Source organism: Pseudomonas sp. S36, assembly GCF_016647875.1.
Classification (GTDB): Bacteria; Pseudomonadota; Gammaproteobacteria; order Pseudomonadales; family Pseudomonadaceae; genus Aquipseudomonas; species Aquipseudomonas parafulva.
This window is the reverse complement of the sequence record NZ_JACVVG010000014.1, coordinates 1-20,378: the sequence shown is the minus strand read 5'-3', so window position 1 is coordinate 20,378 and position 20,378 is coordinate 1. Positions and strand designations below refer to the sequence as shown.

Sequence of the window (20,378 nt, the reverse complement as noted above, 5' to 3'; positions counted from 1 at the left end):
TACACGTTAGAATGCGCAACCGCCTTCACCCCTCGGATACCCGCCCTTGCTCACCGAACCCCGTCGTCGCGCCTACCTTTCCGCCATGCAAGTGGTGCATTGGTTGCCGCGCGCCGAACTGCCGTTCGCTGCGCCGTCGCGGCCCGAACTGTTGCTGCCGGTCATGCCGGTCGAAGACATTGACTTCGACGCAAGGCCGGCCCCACCGGGCGAGCAGGCACCTGTCATCGCCCAGGCCCGCGTTGCCGAGCGGCCAAAAATCGAGGTTCCGCGCCCGGGCACCAGCAAACCCGCCGCCAAGCCCAGCGAGCCCGAGGCGCAACCCGCAGCGCCCCGCGCCGCCCCTGTGCCGCCACCGCGCTTCTCGCTGCAGCTGCTGCGCGCCGGCAGTTGCCTGCTGCTGGTTGAACTTGCTACCGGCCAGCCGTTCCAGAGCCGCGACCCCTCCTACCTGCTGCTCAAGGACATGCTGCGCGCAGCCGGCCTGCCCGATGCCCCGCAGATCATCGGCGAGCCGGTACGCTGGCCGCTGCTGGTGCGCGGCAACATGGACCAGGGCCCCGAAGCCGCACGGGATTTTGTCCAGAGCTTCGTCCAGGCGCGGCTGGAAGACGCCCCCTGCACCTGCCTGTGGCTGGTCGGGCTGCCCGCGCTGCGTTTTGCCGCCAATGCCGACGAGCAGGCCTATTACCAAACCCTCCCGCTCGGCGGCCTGGGCGATGCCTGGGCCTTGCCGGGCCTTGAACTGTTGATGGACGAGCCGCAGCGCAAGGCGGACGTCTGGAAAGCCATGCGCCAGCTGATGGCGCGCTGGAAGCACGTTGAATGAGTGACTCGATCAGTTTCCGCCCCATGACCGAGGCGGATCTGGATGCCGTGCTGAAAATCGAATACGCCGCATTCAGCCACCCCTGGACCCGGGGGATTTTTCTGGATGCGCTCAAATCGTATGAAGTGTGGCTGATGTTCGACGGCCAGCAGCAGGTGGGTCATGGCGTGATCAACGTGATCATCGACGAAGCGCACCTGCTCAACATCACCGTCAAGCCGGAAAACCAAGGCCGGGGCCTGGGCTTGCGGCTGCTTGAACACCTGATGGCCCGCGCCTACCAGCTCAACGGCCGGGAGTGCTTCCTGGAGGTACGCGCCAGCAACCCGGCCTATCGCTTGTACGAGCGCTTCGGTTTCAACGAAATCGGCCGCCGGCGCGACTATTATCCAGTGGCGGGCGGTCGTGAGGATGCCCTGGTGATGGCCTGCACGCTGCTCGAAGACTGAGCCCGCGCCGGCCACTGTTGCAGGCAGGCAGGGGAGGGCGGCGTGAACACACGGTTGCTGATGGCGGGCCTGCTGGCGGCGAGTGCAGCCCAGGCTGATACACGGGATGTGTGGATGTTCGCCCAGTGGGCGGGCGACCACCCGACGCGGCCGTTTCGGGAAATGCTGGTAGATGCCCGCCTTTATGGGGTGGTGCCCATTCACCAGTTGCTGCGTTCTGCGTCCGACTGGCAGCCCTGCCGCGCCGCGCCCTTTGCCGTACCCCCTCCGGGCAACTGGCCTGCAGTGCGTTCAACCCTCTCTCTGCTCAAGGCCCTGAATGGTCAAGGCATCCTGCCGGCCTTCGAAGTGGTATCGGCCTATCGCGACCCAGGCCTGAACCGCTGTGCCGGCGGTGCTCCTGGCAGCGCTCATACCCGGGCCTTTGCGGTGGATATTCTGCTGCCGCCCGCGGCCAACCCCGGCCCGCTGTGCCAGTTCTGGCAGCAGCATGGTCAGGCGTGGAACATGGGCCTGGGCCGCTACCCAAGCGGCCGCATTCACTTGGACACCGCCGGCTACCGCACCTGGGGTGGGGACGGCAGTGCGGGTTCGTCGTTTTGCACCAAGCCCAGGTGAGCCAGGCAACCCTGGCATTGCTCGGTCACCCATTGAGCGAAGCGCTGGCGTTTACCGCCGTCATCGAGGCGGTGGTTGCTCAGCAGGTAATAGGCAGAGCCGTCCGGCACAAAGCCAAACGGTGACTGCAACTGCCCGCTGTCCAGTTCGTCACCCACCATCAATGCCGAGGCCATGGCCATGCCCAGACCCGCGCCCGCTGCCTGAATCGACAGGTAGAAATGCTCGAAATCGCCGCGTTCGCCGGGGCAGGGCGGTTGGCCGTTCAGGTGCAGCCAGGTAGCCCAGGCGTCGGGGCGTGTGGCGCTGTGCAGCAGGCGCTGGCCTTCCAGCTTCAACGGCGCGCCAGGGCGGCACACCGGGCCGATCCACTCATCGCAGATTTTTTGCTGGTACAGATGGCTGGGCCAGCGGAAGTCGTCGCGGCGGATCGCCAGGTCGACGCCGGTTCGTGCGAAGTCCAGCGGCCCGCCAGCAGCCACCAGTTGCAGCTGCAAGTCTGGATGGGCCGCGTGCAGGCGGGGCAGCCGAGGGATCAGCCAGCGCATGGCGATAGTCGGCTCGCAGGACACGACCAACGTGACATCGTCGTGGCGGGTGAGCTGCTGCACGGCGGTTTCCAGCTGCTCGAAGACCGCCCGGGTAGTGGCGTGCAGGGCGCGGCCTGCCGGGGTCAGGAAAATCGCCCGGTTGCGGCGCTCGAACAGCGTTATGCCAAGGCTTTCCTCCAGCAGGCGTACCTGGCGGCTGACGGCGCCGTGGGTAACGTGCAGTTGTTCGGCTGCGCGCACGAAGTTCTGCGTGCGGGCTGCGATGTCGAAATAGCGCAGGGTGTTGAGGGGAGGCAGGCTCATGGCGTTGGTACTTTAAACAAGAAATCTGTGACTTAAACTAGCAGATAACCTCAACTATAAATCGATTTTCCCCAGCCTCAGAGCCCCCGAAAATAGCGCCGTCAGTGCATTTTCGTCACTCATCTGGAGCGCTCCCATGACCGAACTCTTCGCCGTCGCCCTGTTCACCCTGCTTGCCGTCGTCAGCCCCGGGGCTGATTTCGCCATGGTCACCCGCAGTAGCTATGCCCAGGGCCGGATGGCCGGGCTGGCGGCGGCAATGGGCATTGCGCTGGGGGTGCAGGTGCACGTGCTGTATACCGTCTTCGGTATCGCAGTGCTCATCAGCCAAAGTCCCTCCCTGTTTCTGATCATGAAGGCGCTAGGCGCCGGCTACCTGTTCTACCTGGGTTACCGGTCATTTACCAACATACAGCGCATCAACCTCGACCAACCTGCCGCCACGGCCGGCAGCCTGTTGCAGGCGCTGCGCACAGGTTTCCTCACCAACTGCCTCAACCCCAAAACCATGCTGTTCGTGATCAGTGCCTTCAGCCAGGTTGTACAACCGGGCAGCCCACTGTGGCTGAACTTCGCCTACGGCGCCTTCATGTCGGTGGCGCATTGGGCGTGGTTCAGCCTGGTGGCAGTGTTCTTCTCAAGCCCGGTGCTGCGCAGGGCGATGATTGAGCGGCAACGGATGGCTGACCGGGTGATCGGGGTGGCGCTGATGGGTTTGGGGGTAGCTGTCGCGGTGAGTGGGGTGGGGTTGCGGTAAGACCTCTGGCAGACATGAAGAGACTGCTATACGGCAACCGCCCATATATCTGCTTGCCAAAGCATTTTATGTATCTACAATGAAGATACTTTATGGAGGTGCTTATGGAAGTGAAAGTTCAACAATGGGGCAATAGCGCAGCGATTCGTCTACCAGCCGCGGTGCTCAAGCTCATGAATTTGGTCAGCGGTGACGTTCTCAGGCTTGATGTGTCTGCTGAGGGCATGACGCTGAAGCCGGCGAAAGCCAAGCCTCATTACCAATTGGCCGATCTGATGAAGCAATGTGATTTGTCTGCCCCGGAGCCGGCAGAGCTTGCCGCTTGGAATGCGATGCCACCGGTGGGGCGTGAAGCGTGAGAAGAGCAAAATTCAATCGTGGTGACATTGTGCGCGTGAACCTCAACCCCACCGAGGGGCGAGAACAACAAGGCGACTATCGCCCAGCGCTGGTGCTTACGCCTGCGGCTTACAATGCAACCGGGTTGGCGGTGATCGCGCCGATCACTCAGGGTGGCGACTTCGCTCGTTACGCCGGCTTTGCCGTCACTTTGAGTGGCAGCGGCGCTGAGACGCAAGGTGTGGTGCTGTGCAACCAGATTCGTACTGTCGACCTTGAGGCTCGCAGCGCCAAACGCATAGAAGCAGTGCCTGAGGTTGTAATGGACGACGTTCTGGCCCGGGTTCAGGCACTGTTTGAGTAATCAGGCAAGCTCAGCTGAAGCTCGAAACAAACGTCAGAAACAAGAAAGCCCGCACAAGGCGGGCTTTTCAGGTTGCTTCGTAAACTGTCATTGACAGGCCGAAGCAGGATTTGGTGGCTACACAGGGACTTGAACCCCGGACCCCAGCATTATGAATGCTATGCTCTAACCAACTGAGCTATGTAGCCGATGGCGCGCATTATTCTCTTGAACGCCCCCCCTGTCAACACTCCTTTCAAAAAAAATTTGCACGCTTTCAAAAACTTAGCAGCCAGTTCCGGTTCAGCGCACTATCAGCCACCCAGGGAGCCCTTGAAGCGTCAGGTGTTGCGGGCCCGCCACTTGGGCCAGGCTTTCTGCCGGGCGATCAAGGTTGAAATTGCCGCTCACCCGCCGTTGCGCCGCTTGGTCATCCAGTAGCCAGAGGCGCCGGCCCTGGTAACCCGCGAGGCGCGCCAGCACTTCGTCCAGTGGAGCGTCTTTGGCGACCAGATGACCGTTGCGCCAGCTGTCGGCGGTTTTCAGGTCAGCTTTCTGCACCTGGCCGATGTGGGTGTCATCGAAGCTGACACGTTCACCGGCCGCGACCAAGCGTTGATCACCGCCTTGGGTAACCATGGCCTTGCCGTTGAACACCGTCAGCTCATCGCGCCCGGCCAAACGGGCGATTTGCAGGCGGGTGCCGAGCACTTCCACACGTGCCTGGCCAACCTCCACCTGCATGGCCCGCCCGTCCAGCATCACCTCCAGCAACACCTGGCCCTGCACCAACTGCAATTGACGGGTGCGGCTGCGCAGGTCGACGTTCATCGCTGTGGCGCTGTCCAGGTGCAGTGCAGTGCCATCGGCGAGGCGTGTGCTCCGGCGCTCGCCGGCCTCGGTGTGCAATTCGCTGCCAAGGCGCTGCAACAGCGGCCAGTACAGGCATGCAGCAATCGCCAGGCCGAGCAGAAACACCAGCGCTAGCCATTTGCCCAAATGCCCGTGACGCACCTGCGCCAGCTGCGGGCGAGGTCGGGCTGCAGGGGGCTGCACGCGTTGCAACACCGCCTGCAACTCCGCATACGCCTGTGCGTTTTGTGGCACCTGGCACCATGCAGCGAAGGCGTGTTGAAGGGGTTGATCGCACCCAGGCTGGCGCAGCAGTGCAAACCATTGCATGGCTTCATCATGTGGGTCGGGCTGCAACTGCTGGGCGGGCATCGGGCGCATGGACAGGGCTGCTCAAGAGAGGGGCGCGGGCGCCCGACGTTGACAGGGGCAAGGGCAAAAGATGCTAATTATATTGAGAACCATTTACAAGTGCATGGCGACGAGGGGAAAAAAAGGTAGCTATGTATCTATTTGTTTCCCGATAATCGGAGCCCAGCATTCCGACGGAGATCCAGGCCATGGCCACCCCCAGCGCCACCCCGGCGTCCACCCCAGCCCCGGCGAGCAACGCCACGCCGCTGGTGATGCGCATCATCGGCTTCTGCGCCCTGGCGCACCTGATCAACGACCTGATCCAGTCGGTGCTGCCGGCCATCTACCCGATGCTCAAGGCCAATTACAACCTGAGCTTCGCCCAGATCGGCATGATTACCCTCACGTTCCAGATCACCGCCTCCCTGCTGCAGCCCTGGGTGGGCTTTTTCACTGACCGCAAACCCAACCCCAACCTGCTGCCCATGGGCACTGTGTGCACGCTGATCGGCATCGTGATGCTGGCATTCGTTGGCAGTTTCCCGATGATCCTGCTGGCTTCTGCCCTGGTGGGCATCGGGTCTTCCACCTTCCACCCGGAAACCTCGCGCATTGCGCGCCTGGCGTCCGGGGGGCGGTTTGGCCTGGCCCAGTCGACCTTCCAGGTGGGCGGTAACACGGGCTCTGCCCTGGGCCCGCTGCTGGCTGCCGCCATTGTCATACCGTTCGGGCAGACCCACGTGGCGTGGTTCGGCGTCGCCGCGCTGTTCTTCCTGGGCGTCACCCTGATGCTGCGCCGCTGGTACACCGAGCACCTCAACCAGGCCAAGGCCCGCAAGCCGGTGCAGGCTACCCATGGCATTTCCCGCGGGCGGGTGGTTGCAGCGCTGGTGGTACTCGGCCTGCTGGTGTTCTCCAAGTACTTCTACATGGCCAGCTTCACCAGCTACTTCACCTTCTACCTGATCGAGAAGTTCGGGGTATCGGTGGCCAGCTCGCAACTGCACCTGTTCCTGTTCCTGGGCGCGGTGGCGGCGGGTACGTTCTTCGGCGGCCCTATTGGCGACCGCATCGGGCGCAAGGCCGTGATCTGGTTCTCGATCCTGGGTGTGGCGCCGTTCACCCTGGCGCTGCCTTACGCCGACCTGTTCTGGACCACCGTGCTGAGTGTGGTGATTGGCTTCATCCTGGCCTCGGCATTCTCCGCCATCGTGGTCTACGCGCAGGAACTGGTACCCGGCAGTGTGGGCATGATCGCCGGCATCTTCTTCGGCCTGATGTTCGGCTTCGGCGGCATCGGGGCGGCGTTGCTGGGGTATGTGGCTGACCTGCGCGGTATCGAGTATGTGTACGGGCTGTGCTCGTTCCTGCCGCTGTTCGGGGTACTGGCGATCCTGTTGCCCAGCACCGGCAAGCGCTGATGATAGGGGGCTGCGTTGCAGCCCCTTCGCTGCGGCAAGGCCTGCGGGCAATTGACGGTATTGCCTGCGGTGGCCTAGAGTGCCGCCTCTTCCTGTCACCTCTGCGTAGAAGCCCTAGCAATGCGCCGTTTCCTGTCCCTGCCCAGCACCCGTCAGCCAGCCCTTGAGGGCCTGCGCCGCGCGTGGCCGAGTGACACGGTGCTCAAGCGCCGGCGCAGCGTGCTGTTTGCCTTCACCTTCTCGCCACACCTGAACTGATCTGCGTTTGCGCATCGCCCGCCGCCCTGGTGGGCGAGCCTGTGTGTGCACGTCTTATCGGTTTGCGAGGAGTGGTACATGAACATGCGTTTGCTGGCGGGCCTGCTGTTCGCCGTTTCGGTGGTGGGTTTCAGCCTGGGGGCCACACTGCCGCTGGTGTCGTTGCGCCTGCATGAGGCCGGGGCCGGCACCCTGGAAATCGGCGTCATTTCGGCCATTCCGGCGGCGGGGATGATGCTCTCGGCGTTTCTGGTCGATGCCTGTTGCCGGCACCTCAGCCGGCGCAACCTTTACCTGCTGTGCTTCGGCCTGTGCACCGTCAGCATCGCCCTGCTCGAGCCTGCGTTCGGCTCGCTGTGGATGCTGGCGCTGCTGCGACTGGGGCTCGGGCTTGGGATGGGGATCGTCATCATTCTGGGCGAATCCTGGGTCAACGAGCTATGCCCCGACCACAACCGCGGCAAGATCATGGCCCTTTACGCCACCAGTTTCACCGGCTTCCAGGTATTGGGCCCGGCCATGCTCGCAGTGCTGGGCGCCGGCAGCCCGTGGATAACCGGTGTGGTCACCGCCTGCTATGGCCTGGCACTGCTGTGCATCCTGTTCACTGTGCCTAATGATTACGTGGCCCATGAAGAGGGCGACAAGAGTTTTGGCCTGGCCGGGTTCTTCCGGGTGGCGCCGGCCTTGTGCGTGGCCGTGCTGTTCTTCTCGTTCTTCGATGCGGTGGTGTTGTCGCTGCTGCCGGTGTATGCCACCAGCCACGGCTTTGCCGTGGGCGTGGCGGCGCTGATGGTGACGGTCGTGTTTGCCGGCGACATGCTGTTCCAGCTGCCACTGGGCTGGCTGGCCGATCGCGTGGAACGTACCGGCCTGCATCTGTTGTGCGGGCTGGTGGCGATGGCCATCGGTATTGGCCTGCCCTGGTTGCTCAACATGGTCTGGCTGCTGTGGCCGTTGCTGGCGCTGCTGGGGGCGGTTGCGGGGGGGATCTACACCCTGGCGCTGGTGCTGATCGGGCAACGGTTCAAGGGGCAGGACCTGGTCACCGCCAATGCCAGCGTCGGGCTGCTGTGGGGGGTAGGCAGCCTGGTGGGGCCGTTGGTCAGTGGTGCGGCCATGGATGTGGCGCCCCATGGCCTGCCCATGGCGCTGGCGCTTATGGCCGGGTTGTTCGTGTGCTTTGCCAGGCAGGCATACCGGCGGGCAGGGCAGGTGTCGGCGGTTGCCGACTGACCTGTCCCGGCCGCACGGGCGCTGCGGTCAAAAGCTTGCGCGCAGGGTCACCGCGACGTTGCGCGGCTCACCCCAGTAGTAGCCGGTTGCGGTGGTGTTGATCTGCCGGTAGTACGCCTTGTCGAACAGGTTGTTGGCGTTGAGCTGCACCGAATAGTTGCGGTCGATATCGTACTTGAGCATGGCGTTGTACACCGCATAGCCCGCCTGGGTGGCTTTGGCCTGGCCGCTGCGCGCGTAGATATCGCTCTGCGCCTGCACCCCACCGCCGATGGTCCAGGCATCCAGTGCGCCGGGCAGCCGATAGTGGGTGAACAGGCGCAGCATGTGCTGCGGGTCGGTGGTGCGGATCGCATTGCCATTGGTGGCAGCGGTGTTCTTCACGTACTCGGTGGTGTTGTAGGTGTAGCCGCCGGTCAACTGCCAGCCCGGCAGGATTTCGCCGGAAACCTCCAGGTCGATGCCTTCGCTGCGGCTCTTGCCCGAGGCGATCTTGCACAGGGCCGAGGTGCTGCACTGGCCTGGGACCGACGTGAGGTCGTCCACCGGGGTGCCCACCTGGTTGATGCGGAAGAACGCCAGGGATGTATTCAAGCGGCCTTCGTAGAATTCACCTTTGATGCCGGTTTCGTAGGCTTCGCCGACCACCGGGTCGAGCACCGAGTTGGTTTTGTCCACCACGGTTTGCGGGTTGAAGATTTCGGTGTAGCTGGCGTAGACGCTGAAGTTGTCGTTCAGGTCGTAGATCAGCGCTGCATAGGGCACGATCTTCTGATCGACGCTGAAACGGCCGCTGGCCCCTGTGTTGTTTTCCTGCTCGTAGTCGTACCAGTTGGCCCGCGCGCCAATGATCGCGGTCAGCGGGTCGGTCAGCGAAATGCGCCAGGTGGCATGCGCCGCCTCCTGGGTTGTGCGGGTGCGCACGGGGTGGGCGGTGATGGCAATGTCCGGTTCGGCCAGGCTGGTTTTCGGGTTCCAGTAGCGGATGTCGTACAGCCCGGAGATCACCCGGTTGGTGGCCGAGGCATACGAGTCGTTGCGGATGCGCTCCACCCCCAGCATCAGTTCGTGGCTACGGCCCAGCAGGCTGAAGGGGCCGTTCAAGGTGGCGCTGAGGTTGTTTTGCAGGCTCTCACCGCCATCACCTTCGGTAACCTGGTATTGCATCAGGTAGGGGTTACCGGTTGGGTTGAGACTGGCTGGGGCACGTTCCATGAAAGTCTGCTTGAAGCCATGGTCGTCCAGTTCGAAATGTGAGCGCAGGGCCATCAGCTTCAGCGTCCAGTCATTGTCGAAGCGGTGTTCCAGCTCGGCGAAGGTATTCAGGTTACTGCGGTTCCAGCGGTTCCAGTCGGCGCCCAGGTAGGTGCTGCGGCCAAACGGCAACGGCGCGCCCGTGGCATCGGCGGGCAAGTTGCCCCAGGCACCGGTGGCATCCAGCTTGGTCCATTCCAGCCCGGTGGTCAGGGTGGTGCGCTCATCCAGGTCGAAGGCCAGCGAACCCCCGAACGCCTCCTTGCGCTCGCTGCGCGAATGCTGGAACAGGTCGCGGTCGTCGTGCACGGCGATCACCCGCCCACGTACATTGCCGGTGTCGGTCAGCGGGCCCGAGATATCCGCCACGTAACGCTGGGCGTTCCAGGACCCCAGGGTAGCGGTGCCTGAAGCCTGGAAGCTGTGGGTGGGGCGTTTGCGCACCAGGTTCACCGTGCCCGAAGGGTTACCCGCCCCGCGCAGCATGCCGGTGGCCCCGCGCAGCACTTCAGCACGGTCGATGAAGGCTGCATCGGACTGGATGAACGCGCCGCCGCCGCTGCTTTGCACCACGGTGGCGCCGTCATACTGGATGGCGTCTATCTGGAAGCCACGCGAGTAGTACTGCACCCGCTCGCTGTCGGTGTAGTTCACTACCACACCGGGCGTCTGCTCCAGCAGGCTGGTGAGGTTGGTGATGTTCTGGTCCTCGATGCGCTGGCGCGTCACCACGCTCACCGACTGCGGCGTGCCCCGCAGGGTCTGTGGCATCTTGCCGATGGTCACGGCGCCAGTGGTGTAGGAACCGCTGTGTTCGGTGGTTTCGCCCAGCCGGTCGCTGGAAATACTGGTGGCGCCCAGCTCCAGGGCATTGCCGGCATCCATCACGGGCATCAGCAAGAAGCTGTTGTCGCCCTGTTGCTGAGCCTGCACGTCGCTGCCTTGCAACATGATCGCCAGCGCGCTGGCGCTGTCATGCCGGCCCTGAACGCCGTGGGTGGTCTTGCCTTGCAAGGCGTTGGCGTGGAAGGCAAGGTTCAGGCCGCCCTGGCGGGCCAACTGGTCCAGCGCCGGGGCCAGGGGGCCGGCTGGGATCGCCCACTCGGTTTGCGGGCTCTGGCTGGCCACCGCTGCCAGGGCGAGGGCCGGGCACAGGCTGCTGGCGGCCAGGCCAAGGCCCAATACGGCGGTGCCGACTGCACGGCGCAGCGTGTGGGGGCTGGAAAAACACGGGGCAATCATGAGCGCTCCTGAAGGTTGCGAAGGCCACTTTTAAGGCTGTGTTTCTTCAGGCCGAACGAGAATGAGATTACACCTCATTTATTTTTTGCCCGTGCAGTCAGGCTGCGTCGATATTCACCCAGTAACGGGTGCGGTGGTGCACGCGAATAGGCAGGCTGCTGGCCAGCAGCCGCAGGATCTGCTCGGTGTCGGCCAGTTGATAGGTCCCGGACACCCTCAGTTGCGCCACCTGCGGTGCGCAGCGCAGCAGACCGGGGCGGTAGCGGGCGAGCTCGGTAATGAATTCGCCCAGCGCCATCTGCTGCACGCTGAGTACCCCGTCGGTCCAGCCCCAGGGGTCGTTGTGCGGCTGCACGGCCTGATGGCGACCGTTGGCCCAGACTTGCCAGGTTTCCCCTGGGGGCACCTGCAGTTGCGCGGGCGATCCGGGGAACAGCGTCACCTCGCCGCGGCGTATCGCCACCAGCAGGCCCTGGTCGTTTTCCCGGAGCACCAACTGGCCATCGAGGGTAAGCAGCGGGCCGATGCGTGTATCGATGCGAAAGGGCCGGGTGTCGTCCGGGTTGCTGGCCAGGCTCACCTCACCGCGGATCAACGCCAATTGTCGCAGCCCGGCACTGAATCGCAGGTCGATGGCGCTGGCGGTGTTCAACTGGATGTGGCTGCCGTCGCTGCTCTGCAGCTGGCGGCGCTCGCCGGTGCCGGTGCTGCTGTCGGCCAGCAGTTGCGGCAACCCCAGTGGCTCTCGTGCCGCCCAGCCCAGGCTGCCGCCCACTGCCAGTAGCGCCAGCAACTTCAGTTGGTCGCGGCGGCTGATGCGCTGGCGTTGGCTGCCCTGCAACGTGCGCCGGCTGAGGTCTTTGGGCAATTGCGCCCATTCTTCATCCAGGTGGCTCACCCGCTGCCAGGCCAGCGGGTTGTGCGGGTGGCTGGCCAGCCACTGCCGGAACTGTTCCTGCGCATGCGGGCTGGGGCTGCCGAACCGCAGCTTCACCAGCCAGTCGATGGCCTGGTCGACCTGCGCCTGCGCAGGCTTGTGCTCATGCATCGGCATAGCGCAACCGGTAGCAAACCTGAAATGCCTTGGCCAGGTCTCGCTCGACGGTGGCACGGGACACGTGCAGGCATTGGCTGATCTGCACCAGGCTCAAACCGTCGAGCTGGGCGAGCAGAAAGGCCTGCCGTGCGCGTGGCTTGAGCTGATGCAGGGCGCGGTCGAGCCGTTCAAGGCTGTCGAGAATCACCAGGCGGTGTTCCTCACTGGGTATTTCGGCCTCGGGCAGGTGCGCCAGGCTCTCCTGGTAGGCACGCTCCAGCGCCCGGCGGCGGAACTGGTCGATCATCAGGCCACGGGCAATGCTGCTCAGGTAGGCGCGGGGCTCGCGCAGCGGTGATACCTGGCGGGCCCGCAGCAGGCGCACGAACGTGTCCTGGGCCAGGTCGGCAGCGTGCTCGCTGCAACCCACCCGGCTGTTTAGCCAGGCTCGTAGCCAGGCGTGGTGGGATTGATACAGCAGGGCGACCTCGGTCGGTTTCAGCGTGTCGTTGGACTGCATCGTCGCCAAGGCCCGGTTCCATGATGGATGTGATTGTGAATATTTCTCAATTCTATTCGCGCGTGCCTACGGCCGGCAATGGCATACCAGGAATTACCTGCGCAAGAACCGGCGTTCGCCCGATGAACGGCTGCGCTAAGCTGGCTTTCACTAACCCCTAGGAGGCGCCATGATCCTGGCCGATCTTTCCCCTCAGGCCTACCGGGAAGCCGCCGAGCACCTTCGGGCGCTGGACGCTGACTGGGCCGCGCACATTGCTGCGGTGGGCCCGTGCCTGCACCACGCCACGCCAGGGCGCGAGCCCTATGAGGCACTGGTGCGCGCCATTGCCTACCAGCAACTGCACGCCCGCGCCGCCGAAGCGATTCTGGGGCGCCTGCTGGCACTGTTCCCGCATCAGGCATTTCCGCAGCCGCACCAGTTGCTGGCGCTGAGCCCGGTTGCCCTGCGCGAATGCGGCTTTTCGGCCAGCAAACTGGCGACTGTCCAGGGCATCGCGCAAGGCCGGCTGGACGGTGTAGTCCCCACCCAGGCAGAAGCCTTGGGTATGGCCGATGACGCGTTGATCGAACAGTTGATCACATTGCGTGGGGTAGGGCGGTGGACGGTGGAGATGTTGCTGATCTACAGCCTGGCACGGTCCGACATCCTGCCGGTCGACGACTTTGGCATCAGGGAGGGGTATCGGCGGCTCAAGGGGCTGGCCAAGGCGCCGACGCCCGGGCAGATGCGCGTGCTGGGCCAGGCATGGCACCCCTACCGAACGGTGGCCGCCTGGTACCTGTGGCGCGCCTGAAGCCTAACCTGGGAACACATCATGAAACCCTACGACACCCCCGAACAGCGTTGGCAGGCCGTGGAAACCCGTGATAGCGAGGCTGACGGCCAGTTTTTCTACGCCGTGCGTACCACGGGCATCTATTGCCGCCCCGGCTGCCGTTCTCGGCTGGCCAAGCGCGGCAACGTTGAGTTCTTCGACACCCCGCTCGCTGCTGAAACTGCCGGCTATCGCCCCTGTAAACGCTGCCTGGCGGCATCAGCCAGTGCCGGGCGCATCCGCCAGCTGATTACCCGCGCCTGCCGCCTGATCGAAGCGGGTGACCCGCCCCCTGGCCTGGAGCAGCTGGGCCAGGCGCTGGCGGTGAGTCCCTATCACCTGCACCGCCTGTTCAAGGCCGAAACCGGGCTGACCCCCAAGGCCTACGCCAGCGCCTTTCGCGCACAGCGCCTGCGCACTGGCCTGGGCCAGGGGCAGTGCACGGTTACCGATGCCATCTACCAGGCCGGCTACAACTCCAACAGCCGCTTCTACCAAAGTGCCGATCTGCGCCTGGGCATGCGCCCGGGGCAGTTTCGCGCCGGGGGCGCAGGCGCCAGCATTCGCTTCGCCATCGGCCAGTGTTCGCTGGGGGCGATCCTGGTGGCCCAGAGCGCCAAGGGTATCTGCGCGATTCTGCTGGGTGACGACCCGCAGGCCTTGTTGCACGCACTCGAAGACCAGTTTCCCAAGGCTGAGCTGATCGGTGGCGACCGCGCCTATGAACGGGTGGTCGCCGAGGTGATCGGCTTTGTTGAAGCACCGGCACTGGGCCTGGGCCTGCCGCTGGACGTGCAGGGCACGGCGTTCCAGGAACGGGTGTGGCAGGCCCTGCGCGAGGTGCCGGCAGGTGCGCGGGTCAGCTACAGCGATATCGCCGAGCGTATTGGCGCACCCAAGGCGGTGCGCGCCGTAGCCATGGCCTGCGCGGCCAACCGCATTGCGGTGGCCATCCCCTGCCATCGGGTGATACGCCGGGATGGCGATATCAGCGGCTACCGCTGGGGGGTGGAGCGCAAGCGCCAGTTGCTGGCACGAGAAACGGCACTCTCCTGAAGGCTGCAAGCGGCGTAGAATGCCCCGCCAGATCGAATTGAAAGAGGAATATTCGATGAGGCGTGTCAGCCTTGCCCGTTTTTGCCCTGGCCTGATGGCCATGCTGGCGTTGATGCTGGCCCTTGCCGGCCCGGCTTGGTCGGCCCCTGCCGCGCCTGCGCCTGCCGCCAGCCTGTCCGCCACGGACGCCCCGGCCCTGGATGAAAATGCAAGCGTCGATCAACTGAGCGACCGCCTGGACCAGATCCGCCAGGGTGTCACCAGCGACGCCAACGACGACCTGCTGGCCCAGTTGCGCATGGCCGCCGTGCAGGTCCAGCGCCAGGCCGATGCATTGAGCACCCAGCGCACCACGGATGCCGAGAAGGTCGACGACAAGCTCAAGGTGATCGGCCCGGTGCAACCGGACGAAGCCGCCACCCTGACCCAGCAGCGCAAAGCGCTGGAGGCTGAGAAAAAGGCGCTGGTTGCCGAGAGGGATCAGGCGACCAAGCTCACCCAGTCGGCCCGCGACCTGTCTACCCAGATCGTCAACCTGCGGCGCAGCCTGTTCAACTCGCAGATCACCAGCCGGGCCGCCTCACCGCTCAGCCCGGCGTTCTGGCAAAGCATCATCCGCCCCACCCAGGACGACGTGGCCCGCCTGCGCGACCTGCGCGGGGAGGCTGCAGACGCCCTGGGCAGCGCATTCAGTGCCGAACACCGCTGGCTGTTCATCACCAGCCTGGTGGCGGCGATCCTGGTGTGGACCTTGGTACGCGGGCTGCTGGAGCGCCTGCTGGCCAGGGCCATGGTCAGTGGGTTGCCTGAAGGCCGGCTACGTCGCAGTGCCCTGGCGCTGGGTGTGAGCTTGGCCACGCTGGGCACCATTGCCGGTTCCGTGTCGCTGTTGCGCTGGGGGCTGGAGAGCAGCGCCGAGCTGGGTACCGACCTGGCCAGCCTGACTAACCACGTGCTGGCCCTGGTGGTGTTCAGCGCCTTCATCACCGGCCTGGGCCGCGCCATGCTGATGCTGCAGCGCCCGTCGTGGCGGCTGCCAGCCATTCATGACGAAGTCGCCAGTGCCCTGGGCTGGTTCCCGAAAGTGCTGGCATTGGCGCTGATGGTCATGATGACCATGGAGCGTATCAACAGCGTGATTGGTGTGAGCCTGGCGCTGACCGTGGCGGTCAACGGCCTCACCGCGCTGGTGGTGGCCATGATCTTCGGCGGCGCGTTGCTTTCGTACCGTCGCACCTTGCGCGAACATGGCCTGGAGCGCCCGACTGGCCTGGCCGGGTTGATCCCGTTCGTGATGGTGGTGTGGCTGGCGTCGATCCTGCTGGCGTTGTTGGCTGGTTACCTGACCTTGGCCTACTTCCTCACCGCCAAGTTGCTGTGGGTGAGTATGGTGGTCACCTGCGCCTACCTGCTGACCACCTTCCTCGGCGACCTGTGTGAAACCCTGCTGTCCCCCCGTCAGCCGGGTGGCCTGGCGCTGGCCGCCAGCCTGGGCCTGGCGCCGCGTCACCAGGCCCAGGCCAGCACCGTGCTGGCGGGTATCGGGCGCACCGTGGTGCTGTTCCTGGCCTTGCTGCTGGCACTGATGCCGTCGGGCACCAGCCCCAGTGAGCTGCTGCTTAGCCTGGGTGACTGGGACGGTACCGGTGGCAAGCTGCTGGGCAACCTGAACATCGTGCCCCAGGACATCCTGCTGGCGCTGGCCATGCTGGTGTGCGGCATGCTGGCCATTCGCGTGGTCAAGCGCTGGCTCAGTGAGCGCCTGTTGCCGGAAACCGACATGGATGCCGGCATGCGGGCCTCGCTGGTCACGCTGGTGGGTTACCTGGGCTTCCTGTTCCTGGCCATGCTGGTGATGTCCACCCTGCACATCAACCTCACCAGCCTGACCTGGGTAGTCAGTGCGTTGTCGGTGGGTATCGGTTTTGGCCTGCAACAGATCGTGCAGAACTTTATCTCCGGCCTGATTCTGCTCACCGAACGCCCGGTGAAGGTGGGGGACTGGGTGAGCTTGGCTGGGGTCGAGGGCGACATCCGCCGTATCAATGTGCGCGCCACCGAGATCCAGATGTCTGACCGCTCGACGGTGATCGTGCCCAACTCGCAGTTCATTTCCCAGAACGTGCGCAACGTCACCATGGGCAATGCGCTGGGCGTTGTCGGCATTACCCTGACCTTGCCACTGGACACCGATGCCAACCGCGTGCGCGAGCTGCTGCTGACGGCGTACCAGGAGCACGAAGGCATTCTGGATGCACCGGCGCCGTCGGTGTCGTTCAAGGACCTGACCAGCAGCGGCATGGTGATCGGGGTGAGTGGCTACGTGGCGGGCCCGCGGCAGGTGTCCGGGGCGCGCAGTGACCTGCTGTTCACCATCCTTGGGCGGTTGCGCGATGAAGGTATCGCGCTGTCGTCGCCGCAAAGCATGGTGTTGCTGCAGGAGGCTGGGCGGCAGGCCAACGAGCCGGCCTGATGGTTGACCTTGGGGCTGAACGCCGCGCCTGCGACGCTCGGCCCCAAGTGCAGGCAGCCATCAGCCCAGGCAACGCGTCACGTGCTTGACCGACTGGTACCCCGCCAGCCCCCACGGCCCCAGCTCGCGGCCGATGCCGCTGGCCTTGGTGCCGCCCCAGGACGTTTCGACGAACACCGCCTGTACCGAGTTGATCCACACATGGCCAACTTCCAGGGCATCGGCCACCCGTTCTGCCCGCGCCAGGTCCGCCGAGCACACCGTGCCCACCAGGCCGAAACGGCTGTCGTTGGCTTCGGCGATGGCCTGGGCCTCGCTGACGAAGCGGCGGGCGCACAGCACCGGGCCGAAAATCTCCTCGGTCCACAGGCGGCTTTCCACCGGCACATCGGTGTACAGCGTCGGGCTGACGAACCAGCCCTCCCGGCCCAGCACCTCGCCGCCGGCAAGGCAGGCCAGCCCTTCTTCCCGGGCGGTGGCAAAGTAGCCCGCTACCTTCAACCATTGCGCCTGGCTGGTCAGCGGGCCCATGTCCACGTCTTCGCCTAGCGGGTTGCCGACCCGCAGCGCTTGCAGCGCCCTCTGCAGGCGGTGCAGCAGCGTATCGGCAATGCCTTCCTGCACCAGCAAACGTGATGTGGCTGAACACATCTGCCCGGCGTTCCAGGTGATGCCGGCGATGATCCACGCCACCGCCTGGTCCGGGTCACAATCGTCGAACACCACGATGGCCGACTTGCCGCCCAGCTCCAGGGTCACAGGCCGGCACTGCGCTGCTGCACTGCGCATCACCTGGCTGCCCACGCCGTTGCTGCCGGTGAACGAGACTTTGTCCAGGCCAGCATGGCTGCTGAGGGCTGCACCGGTTTCTGCCTTGCCGTTGACGATGTTCAGCACGCCCGCTGGCAGGCCCAGGGCCTCGGCGATATGGCCATAGGCCTGTTCCACCAAGGGTGTCACTTCCGAGGGTTTGAGCACCACGGTGCAGCCTGCTGCCAGGGCCGGTGCGAGCTTCCATGCACTGGTGACCAGCGGGAAGTTCCACGGCACGATCAAGCCAACTACACCGACCGGCTCCAGGCGCGTGCGTGACGTGAAGCCGGCAGCTGCCAGCGGCACATCCTGTTGCCGGGTTGGCAACTGCTGCGCCAGTTCGGCGTAGTACTCGAAGGTGGCGATGGCATCATCCAGGTCGATTTCTGCCTCGTGCCGCGGCTTGCCGTTGTTGCGCATCTGCAGGCCGATGAGCGCCTCACGGCGGGTACCGAGTTCGCGGGCGAAGCCGCGCAGGTAGGCCGCGCGGGCATTTGCGTCGGTGCATTTCCAGGCGGGCAGGGCGCGGCGGGCGGCGGCAACGGCCGCGTCCACCTGTGCCACGCTGGCGGCCGTCAGTTCATCGAACGGTTGGCCCAAGGCCGGCTCATAGACGTGCAGGCATTCACTGCCCTGGCCTGCGACCCACTGGCCGGCGATGTAGTTGGAAGCGGTCATGTTCGGTATCCAGTCAGGCCATTTTGGCGTGGGTTACAGGGGTGGGCGGGGCGGTCTTGCAACGCACCCAGCGCGGGCCATTGGGGCCGTATACGCCCGCAGGTTCAGGGAACAGGTTGAGCAGCAGCAGGTACAACACGGCTGCCAGCCCCAGCGTTACCGGCAAGCTCAGGTCGATGCCGCCGGCCAGTTCACCCAGCGGCCCGACGAACTGCCCCGGCAGGTTCACAAAGCACAGGCCAACGGCAGCACTGGGCAGCCAGGCACCCATGCCGCGCCAGTTCCAGCCATGCAAAAACCAGTAGTGGCCGCCGCGTTGCCCGCGGGTGAATACCTGTAGATCGTCTGCGTGGTAGAAGCCGCGACGCGTGATCAGGCCGAGGATCATGATCACCATCCAAGGGCTGGTGCAGGTAATGATCAGCACGGCGAAAGTGGACACGCTTTGCACCAGGTTGAAGGTGAAACGGCCGACGAAGATGAAACCGATGGCCAGTACACCGATCAGCAGCGTGGCCGCTGCGCGGCTGAGCAGGCGCGGAAACACGCTGGACATGTCCAGGCCGGTGCCATACAAGGCCGTGGTGCCGGTGGACATGCCGCCGATCACCGCAATCAGGCACACCGGCAGGAAGAACCAGCCCGGCGCCACCGCCAGCAGGCCGCCCACGTAGTTGTTGGCGGTGATGTAGTCCGGCGCCTGGGTTGCCACCAGGGTGGCGGTACACAGGCCGAACAGAAACGGAATCAATGTGGCTGCCTGGGCCGCGATCACCGCCAGCATGATGCGTGCCTTGGGCGTTTGGCGGGGAATGTAGCGCGACCAGTCCCCCAGAAACGCCCCGAACGACACCGGGTTGCTCATGGCCAGGATCGCCGCCCCGACGAACGCCGCCCAGAAGCCTGCCTGGCCCTGGTTGACGCTACCGGCATAGCCCGCGTCGAACGGCCCGGCGAAGGCGACGATACCCAGCAGGAACAGCAGGCTGGAGGCCCATACCGCCACCTTGTTCACCCACAACATGAAGCGGAAGCCGAAGATGCACACCACCAGCACCAGCACGGCGAACAGGCCATAGGCCAGGCCCAGGGTCAGGTCGTTCTCGGGCAGGCCCACCAGGCGTTTGGCGCCGCCCACCAGGGCATCGCCCGAACTCCACACCGACAGCGAAAAGAACGCGACTGCGGTGAGCAGCGACAGAAACGAGCCGACGATACGCCCGTGCACGCCAAAGTGCGCACCCGACGATACCGCGTTGTTGGTGCCGTTCAGCGCACCAAACAGGCCCATGGGGGCCAGGATCAGCGCACCCACCCCAACACCCAGCAAAATCGCCCATAACCCCGCCTGGAACGACAGCCCGAAAAGCACCGGGAAACTGCCCAGCACGGCAGTGGCAAAGGTATTGGCGCCGCCGAAGATCAGGCGGAACAGGTCCAGCGGTGTTGCGTGGCGTTGATCGTCGGGTATCTGTTCGACACCGTTGGTTTCTATCCCGGTCGTGTGGCTCATGGTGGTGCTCCAGCGCGGTTGTTGTGGGCCGGCGCAGTGCGCGGGCCTTTTTGTGGGTGCGATGGCAGTGCGGCAGCGCCGCAAAAAAATCAGCTGGGCGTGATCACCGACAGGTGTTCGTGGCAGGCCAGCCATGCTTCGTCCTGGCGGCGAAAGACGATGGTTTCCCGTTCACTCAGGGCGTGCTCCTCGTTGGCGATTCGTATATGCGTGGCAACATCGTGCATGAAGATTGCCACCTCACCCTGCAGGCTGACCTGGGTGTTGCTCGACTCACAACGGAGGACGGCAAAACCTTCAGCCTGCCACTGGGCCCACAGCGTCTGATAGGCATGGCGGCTGAGCAGCGGGTGGGGGAGGGTATGGAACAGAAACGTGGCGTCTTCGCTGAAGCAGGCGAAGTAGCGATCGGTGTCGTTGCTGGCGAACGCGGCAACGAGGTTGGCGGCGGCTTGCCGCACCTGGGCGTTATGGTCCACGGAAGTGGCCTCACGGTTATTGTGATTGTGGTCAGGCGATTCTGGTGGGGCGCAGCGACGTGAAAAATCCCTGATGGCAAATAATCAGTTCAGAAAAGTGTGAAGTGACGGCAAGCACGCCAATGGCACAGGCCTAACTGGCCCGAAACAAACGTAGGAGCGAGCGCAGCTCGCGATGCGCCGCGCG

Annotated in this window: 20 protein-coding genes and 1 tRNA gene; 12 read left to right on the top strand and 9 right to left on the bottom strand. The window is 64.6% G+C overall.

Going from position 1 to position 20,378, the window contains the following annotated elements; all coding sequences use genetic code 11:
- Positions 1-46 precede the first annotated feature (46 nt).
- From IAE36_RS10255 to IAE36_RS10245, 3 genes are read left to right on the top strand one after another with little or no spacing between them, the layout of a single operon-like run.
- Positions 47-829, top strand: coding sequence for an energy transducer TonB (locus tag IAE36_RS10255; RefSeq protein WP_201212204.1), 783 nt, complete (start codon positions 47-49; stop codon positions 827-829).
- Positions 826-1,278, top strand: a complete 453-nt coding sequence (gene rimI, locus IAE36_RS10250; protein WP_028631714.1) for a ribosomal protein S18-alanine N-acetyltransferase — start codon at positions 826-828, stop codon at positions 1,276-1,278. The genes IAE36_RS10255 and rimI overlap by 4 nt, the downstream gene beginning before the upstream one ends.
- 60 nt (positions 1,279-1,338) lie before the next feature.
- Positions 1,339-1,896 carry a D-Ala-D-Ala carboxypeptidase family metallohydrolase gene (locus IAE36_RS10245; RefSeq protein WP_236408798.1) on the top strand — a complete coding sequence of 186 codons (558 nt, stop codon included), beginning with the start codon at positions 1,339-1,341 and terminating at the stop codon, positions 1,894-1,896.
- On the opposite strand, the gene IAE36_RS10240 is transcribed toward IAE36_RS10245, so the two are convergent.
- Positions 1,836-2,750 carry a LysR substrate-binding domain-containing protein gene (locus IAE36_RS10240; protein WP_201212200.1) on the bottom strand — a complete coding sequence of 305 codons (915 nt, stop codon included), beginning with the start codon at positions 2,748-2,750 and terminating at the stop codon, positions 1,836-1,838. The genes IAE36_RS10245 and IAE36_RS10240 overlap by 61 nt on opposite strands.
- A gap of 136 nt (positions 2,751-2,886) precedes the next feature.
- Between IAE36_RS10240 and IAE36_RS10235 the strand changes: the two genes are divergently transcribed.
- The 3 genes from IAE36_RS10235 (at position 2,887) to IAE36_RS10225 (ending at position 4,210) form a co-directional block, all read left to right on the top strand.
- Complete coding sequence (locus IAE36_RS10235) at positions 2,887-3,507, top strand: LysE family translocator (RefSeq protein ID WP_201212198.1); 621 nt, start codon at positions 2,887-2,889, stop codon at positions 3,505-3,507.
- Between the two features lie 104 nt (positions 3,508-3,611).
- On the top strand, positions 3,612-3,866 hold the full coding sequence (locus IAE36_RS10230) for an AbrB/MazE/SpoVT family DNA-binding domain-containing protein (RefSeq protein ID WP_201212196.1): 255 nt from the start codon (positions 3,612-3,614) through the stop codon (positions 3,864-3,866).
- Complete coding sequence (locus IAE36_RS10225) at positions 3,863-4,210, top strand: type II toxin-antitoxin system ChpB family toxin (RefSeq protein WP_028631709.1); 348 nt, start codon at positions 3,863-3,865, stop codon at positions 4,208-4,210. Before IAE36_RS10230 ends, IAE36_RS10225 begins: the two co-directional genes overlap by 4 nt.
- Before the next feature lie 111 nt (positions 4,211-4,321).
- On the opposite strand, the gene IAE36_RS10220 is transcribed toward IAE36_RS10225, so the two are convergent.
- Both IAE36_RS10220 and IAE36_RS10215 read right to left on the bottom strand, forming a co-directional pair.
- Positions 4,322-4,398, bottom strand: a tRNA-Met gene (locus IAE36_RS10220).
- A gap of 94 nt (positions 4,399-4,492) precedes the next feature.
- Complete coding sequence (locus tag IAE36_RS10215; RefSeq protein WP_201212323.1) at positions 4,493-5,413, bottom strand: FecR family protein; 921 nt, start codon at positions 5,411-5,413, stop codon at positions 4,493-4,495.
- Between the two features lie 188 nt (positions 5,414-5,601).
- Between IAE36_RS10215 and IAE36_RS10210 the strand changes: the two genes are divergently transcribed.
- The 3 genes from IAE36_RS10210 (at position 5,602) to IAE36_RS10200 (ending at position 8,310) form a co-directional block, all read left to right on the top strand.
- A complete protein-coding gene (locus IAE36_RS10210; protein WP_201212193.1) occupies positions 5,602-6,816 on the top strand; it encodes an MFS transporter in 1,215 nt (404 codons plus the stop codon).
- A gap of 120 nt (positions 6,817-6,936) precedes the next feature.
- Positions 6,937-7,074, top strand: a complete 138-nt coding sequence (locus IAE36_RS10205) for a hypothetical protein (protein ID WP_201212191.1) — start codon at positions 6,937-6,939, stop codon at positions 7,072-7,074.
- A gap of 78 nt (positions 7,075-7,152) precedes the next feature.
- A complete protein-coding gene (locus IAE36_RS10200) occupies positions 7,153-8,310 on the top strand; it encodes an MFS transporter (protein WP_201212189.1) in 1,158 nt (385 codons plus the stop codon).
- Between the two features lie 27 nt (positions 8,311-8,337).
- On the opposite strand, the gene IAE36_RS10195 is transcribed toward IAE36_RS10200, so the two are convergent.
- The 3 genes from IAE36_RS10195 to IAE36_RS10185 form a co-directional block, all read right to left on the bottom strand.
- Complete coding sequence (locus IAE36_RS10195; protein WP_201212187.1) at positions 8,338-10,806, bottom strand: TonB-dependent siderophore receptor; 2,469 nt, start codon at positions 10,804-10,806, stop codon at positions 8,338-8,340.
- Between the two features lie 97 nt (positions 10,807-10,903).
- Positions 10,904-11,860, bottom strand: a complete 957-nt coding sequence (locus IAE36_RS10190; protein ID WP_201212185.1) for a FecR domain-containing protein — start codon at positions 11,858-11,860, stop codon at positions 10,904-10,906.
- A complete protein-coding gene (locus IAE36_RS10185; RefSeq protein ID WP_201212322.1) occupies positions 11,847-12,362 on the bottom strand; it encodes a sigma-70 family RNA polymerase sigma factor in 516 nt (171 codons plus the stop codon). Before IAE36_RS10185 ends, IAE36_RS10190 begins: the two co-directional genes overlap by 14 nt.
- Positions 12,363-12,531: 169 nt before the next feature.
- Here IAE36_RS10185 and IAE36_RS10180 point away from each other — a divergent pair, with 169 nt between their 5' ends.
- The 3 genes from IAE36_RS10180 to IAE36_RS10170 are packed head-to-tail and all read left to right on the top strand — an operon-like array spanning position 12,532 to position 16,708.
- Positions 12,532-13,158, top strand: a complete 627-nt coding sequence (locus tag IAE36_RS10180; RefSeq protein ID WP_201212183.1) for a DNA-3-methyladenine glycosylase family protein — start codon at positions 12,532-12,534, stop codon at positions 13,156-13,158.
- Between the two features lie 21 nt (positions 13,159-13,179).
- On the top strand, positions 13,180-14,235 hold the full coding sequence (ada, locus tag IAE36_RS10175; RefSeq protein WP_201212181.1) for a bifunctional DNA-binding transcriptional regulator/O6-methylguanine-DNA methyltransferase Ada: 1,056 nt from the start codon (positions 13,180-13,182) through the stop codon (positions 14,233-14,235).
- A gap of 55 nt (positions 14,236-14,290) precedes the next feature.
- Positions 14,291-16,708, top strand: a complete 2,418-nt coding sequence (locus IAE36_RS10170) for a DUF3772 domain-containing protein (RefSeq protein WP_201212179.1) — start codon at positions 14,291-14,293, stop codon at positions 16,706-16,708.
- 60 nt (positions 16,709-16,768) lie between these two features.
- Here IAE36_RS10170 and IAE36_RS10165 read toward each other — a convergent pair whose 3' ends face one another.
- The 3 genes from IAE36_RS10165 to IAE36_RS10155 all read right to left on the bottom strand — a co-directional run bounded on the left by IAE36_RS10165 (position 16,769) and on the right by IAE36_RS10155 (position 20,191).
- The gene (locus tag IAE36_RS10165) at positions 16,769-18,199 is read right to left on the bottom strand and encodes an aldehyde dehydrogenase family protein (protein ID WP_201212177.1); all 1,431 of its coding nucleotides are present in this window, start codon (positions 18,197-18,199) and stop codon (positions 16,769-16,771) included.
- Positions 18,200-18,212: 13 nt separating this feature from the next.
- Positions 18,213-19,712, bottom strand: coding sequence for a purine-cytosine permease family protein (locus IAE36_RS10160; protein ID WP_201212175.1), 1,500 nt, complete (start codon positions 19,710-19,712; stop codon positions 18,213-18,215).
- 89 nt (positions 19,713-19,801) lie between these two features.
- Complete coding sequence (locus tag IAE36_RS10155; RefSeq protein ID WP_201212173.1) at positions 19,802-20,191, bottom strand: YybH family protein; 390 nt, start codon at positions 20,189-20,191, stop codon at positions 19,802-19,804.
- Positions 20,192-20,378: the final 187 nt, after the last annotated feature.

What these genes read in the sequence shown, in the direction of transcription:
- IAE36_RS10240 (WP_201212200.1), bottom strand. Translation starts at nt 2,750, where the DNA reads ATGAGCCTGCCTCCCCTCAACACCCTGCGCTATTTCGACATCGCAGCC.
- IAE36_RS10190 (WP_201212185.1), bottom strand. Translation starts at nt 11,860, where the DNA reads ATGCCGATGCATGAGCACAAGCCTGCGCAGGCGCAGGTCGACCAGGCC.
- ada (WP_201212181.1), top strand. Translation starts at nt 13,180, where the DNA reads ATGAAACCCTACGACACCCCCGAACAGCGTTGGCAGGCCGTGGAAACC.
- IAE36_RS10180 (WP_201212183.1), top strand. Translation starts at nt 12,532, where the DNA reads ATGATCCTGGCCGATCTTTCCCCTCAGGCCTACCGGGAAGCCGCCGAG.
- rimI (WP_028631714.1), top strand. Translation starts at nt 826, where the DNA reads ATGAGTGACTCGATCAGTTTCCGCCCCATGACCGAGGCGGATCTGGAT.
- IAE36_RS10210 (WP_201212193.1), top strand. Translation starts at nt 5,602, where the DNA reads ATGGCCACCCCCAGCGCCACCCCGGCGTCCACCCCAGCCCCGGCGAGC.
- IAE36_RS10215 (WP_201212323.1), bottom strand. Translation starts at nt 5,413, where the DNA reads ATGCCCGCCCAGCAGTTGCAGCCCGACCCACATGATGAAGCCATGCAA.
- IAE36_RS10160 (WP_201212175.1), bottom strand. Translation starts at nt 19,712, where the DNA reads ATGAGCCACACGACCGGGATAGAAACCAACGGTGTCGAACAGATACCC.
- IAE36_RS10185 (WP_201212322.1), bottom strand. Translation starts at nt 12,362, where the DNA reads ATGCAGTCCAACGACACGCTGAAACCGACCGAGGTCGCCCTGCTGTAT.
- IAE36_RS10170 (WP_201212179.1), top strand. Translation starts at nt 14,291, where the DNA reads ATGAGGCGTGTCAGCCTTGCCCGTTTTTGCCCTGGCCTGATGGCCATG.
- IAE36_RS10165 (WP_201212177.1), bottom strand. Translation starts at nt 18,199, where the DNA reads ATGACCGCTTCCAACTACATCGCCGGCCAGTGGGTCGCAGGCCAGGGC.
- IAE36_RS10200 (WP_201212189.1), top strand. Translation starts at nt 7,153, where the DNA reads ATGAACATGCGTTTGCTGGCGGGCCTGCTGTTCGCCGTTTCGGTGGTG.
- IAE36_RS10205 (WP_201212191.1), top strand. Translation starts at nt 6,937, where the DNA reads ATGCGCCGTTTCCTGTCCCTGCCCAGCACCCGTCAGCCAGCCCTTGAG.
- IAE36_RS10235 (WP_201212198.1), top strand. Translation starts at nt 2,887, where the DNA reads ATGACCGAACTCTTCGCCGTCGCCCTGTTCACCCTGCTTGCCGTCGTC.
- IAE36_RS10245 (WP_236408798.1), top strand. Translation starts at nt 1,339, where the DNA reads ATGGCGGGCCTGCTGGCGGCGAGTGCAGCCCAGGCTGATACACGGGAT.
- IAE36_RS10195 (WP_201212187.1), bottom strand. Translation starts at nt 10,806, where the DNA reads ATGATTGCCCCGTGTTTTTCCAGCCCCCACACGCTGCGCCGTGCAGTC.
- IAE36_RS10230 (WP_201212196.1), top strand. Translation starts at nt 3,612, where the DNA reads ATGGAAGTGAAAGTTCAACAATGGGGCAATAGCGCAGCGATTCGTCTA.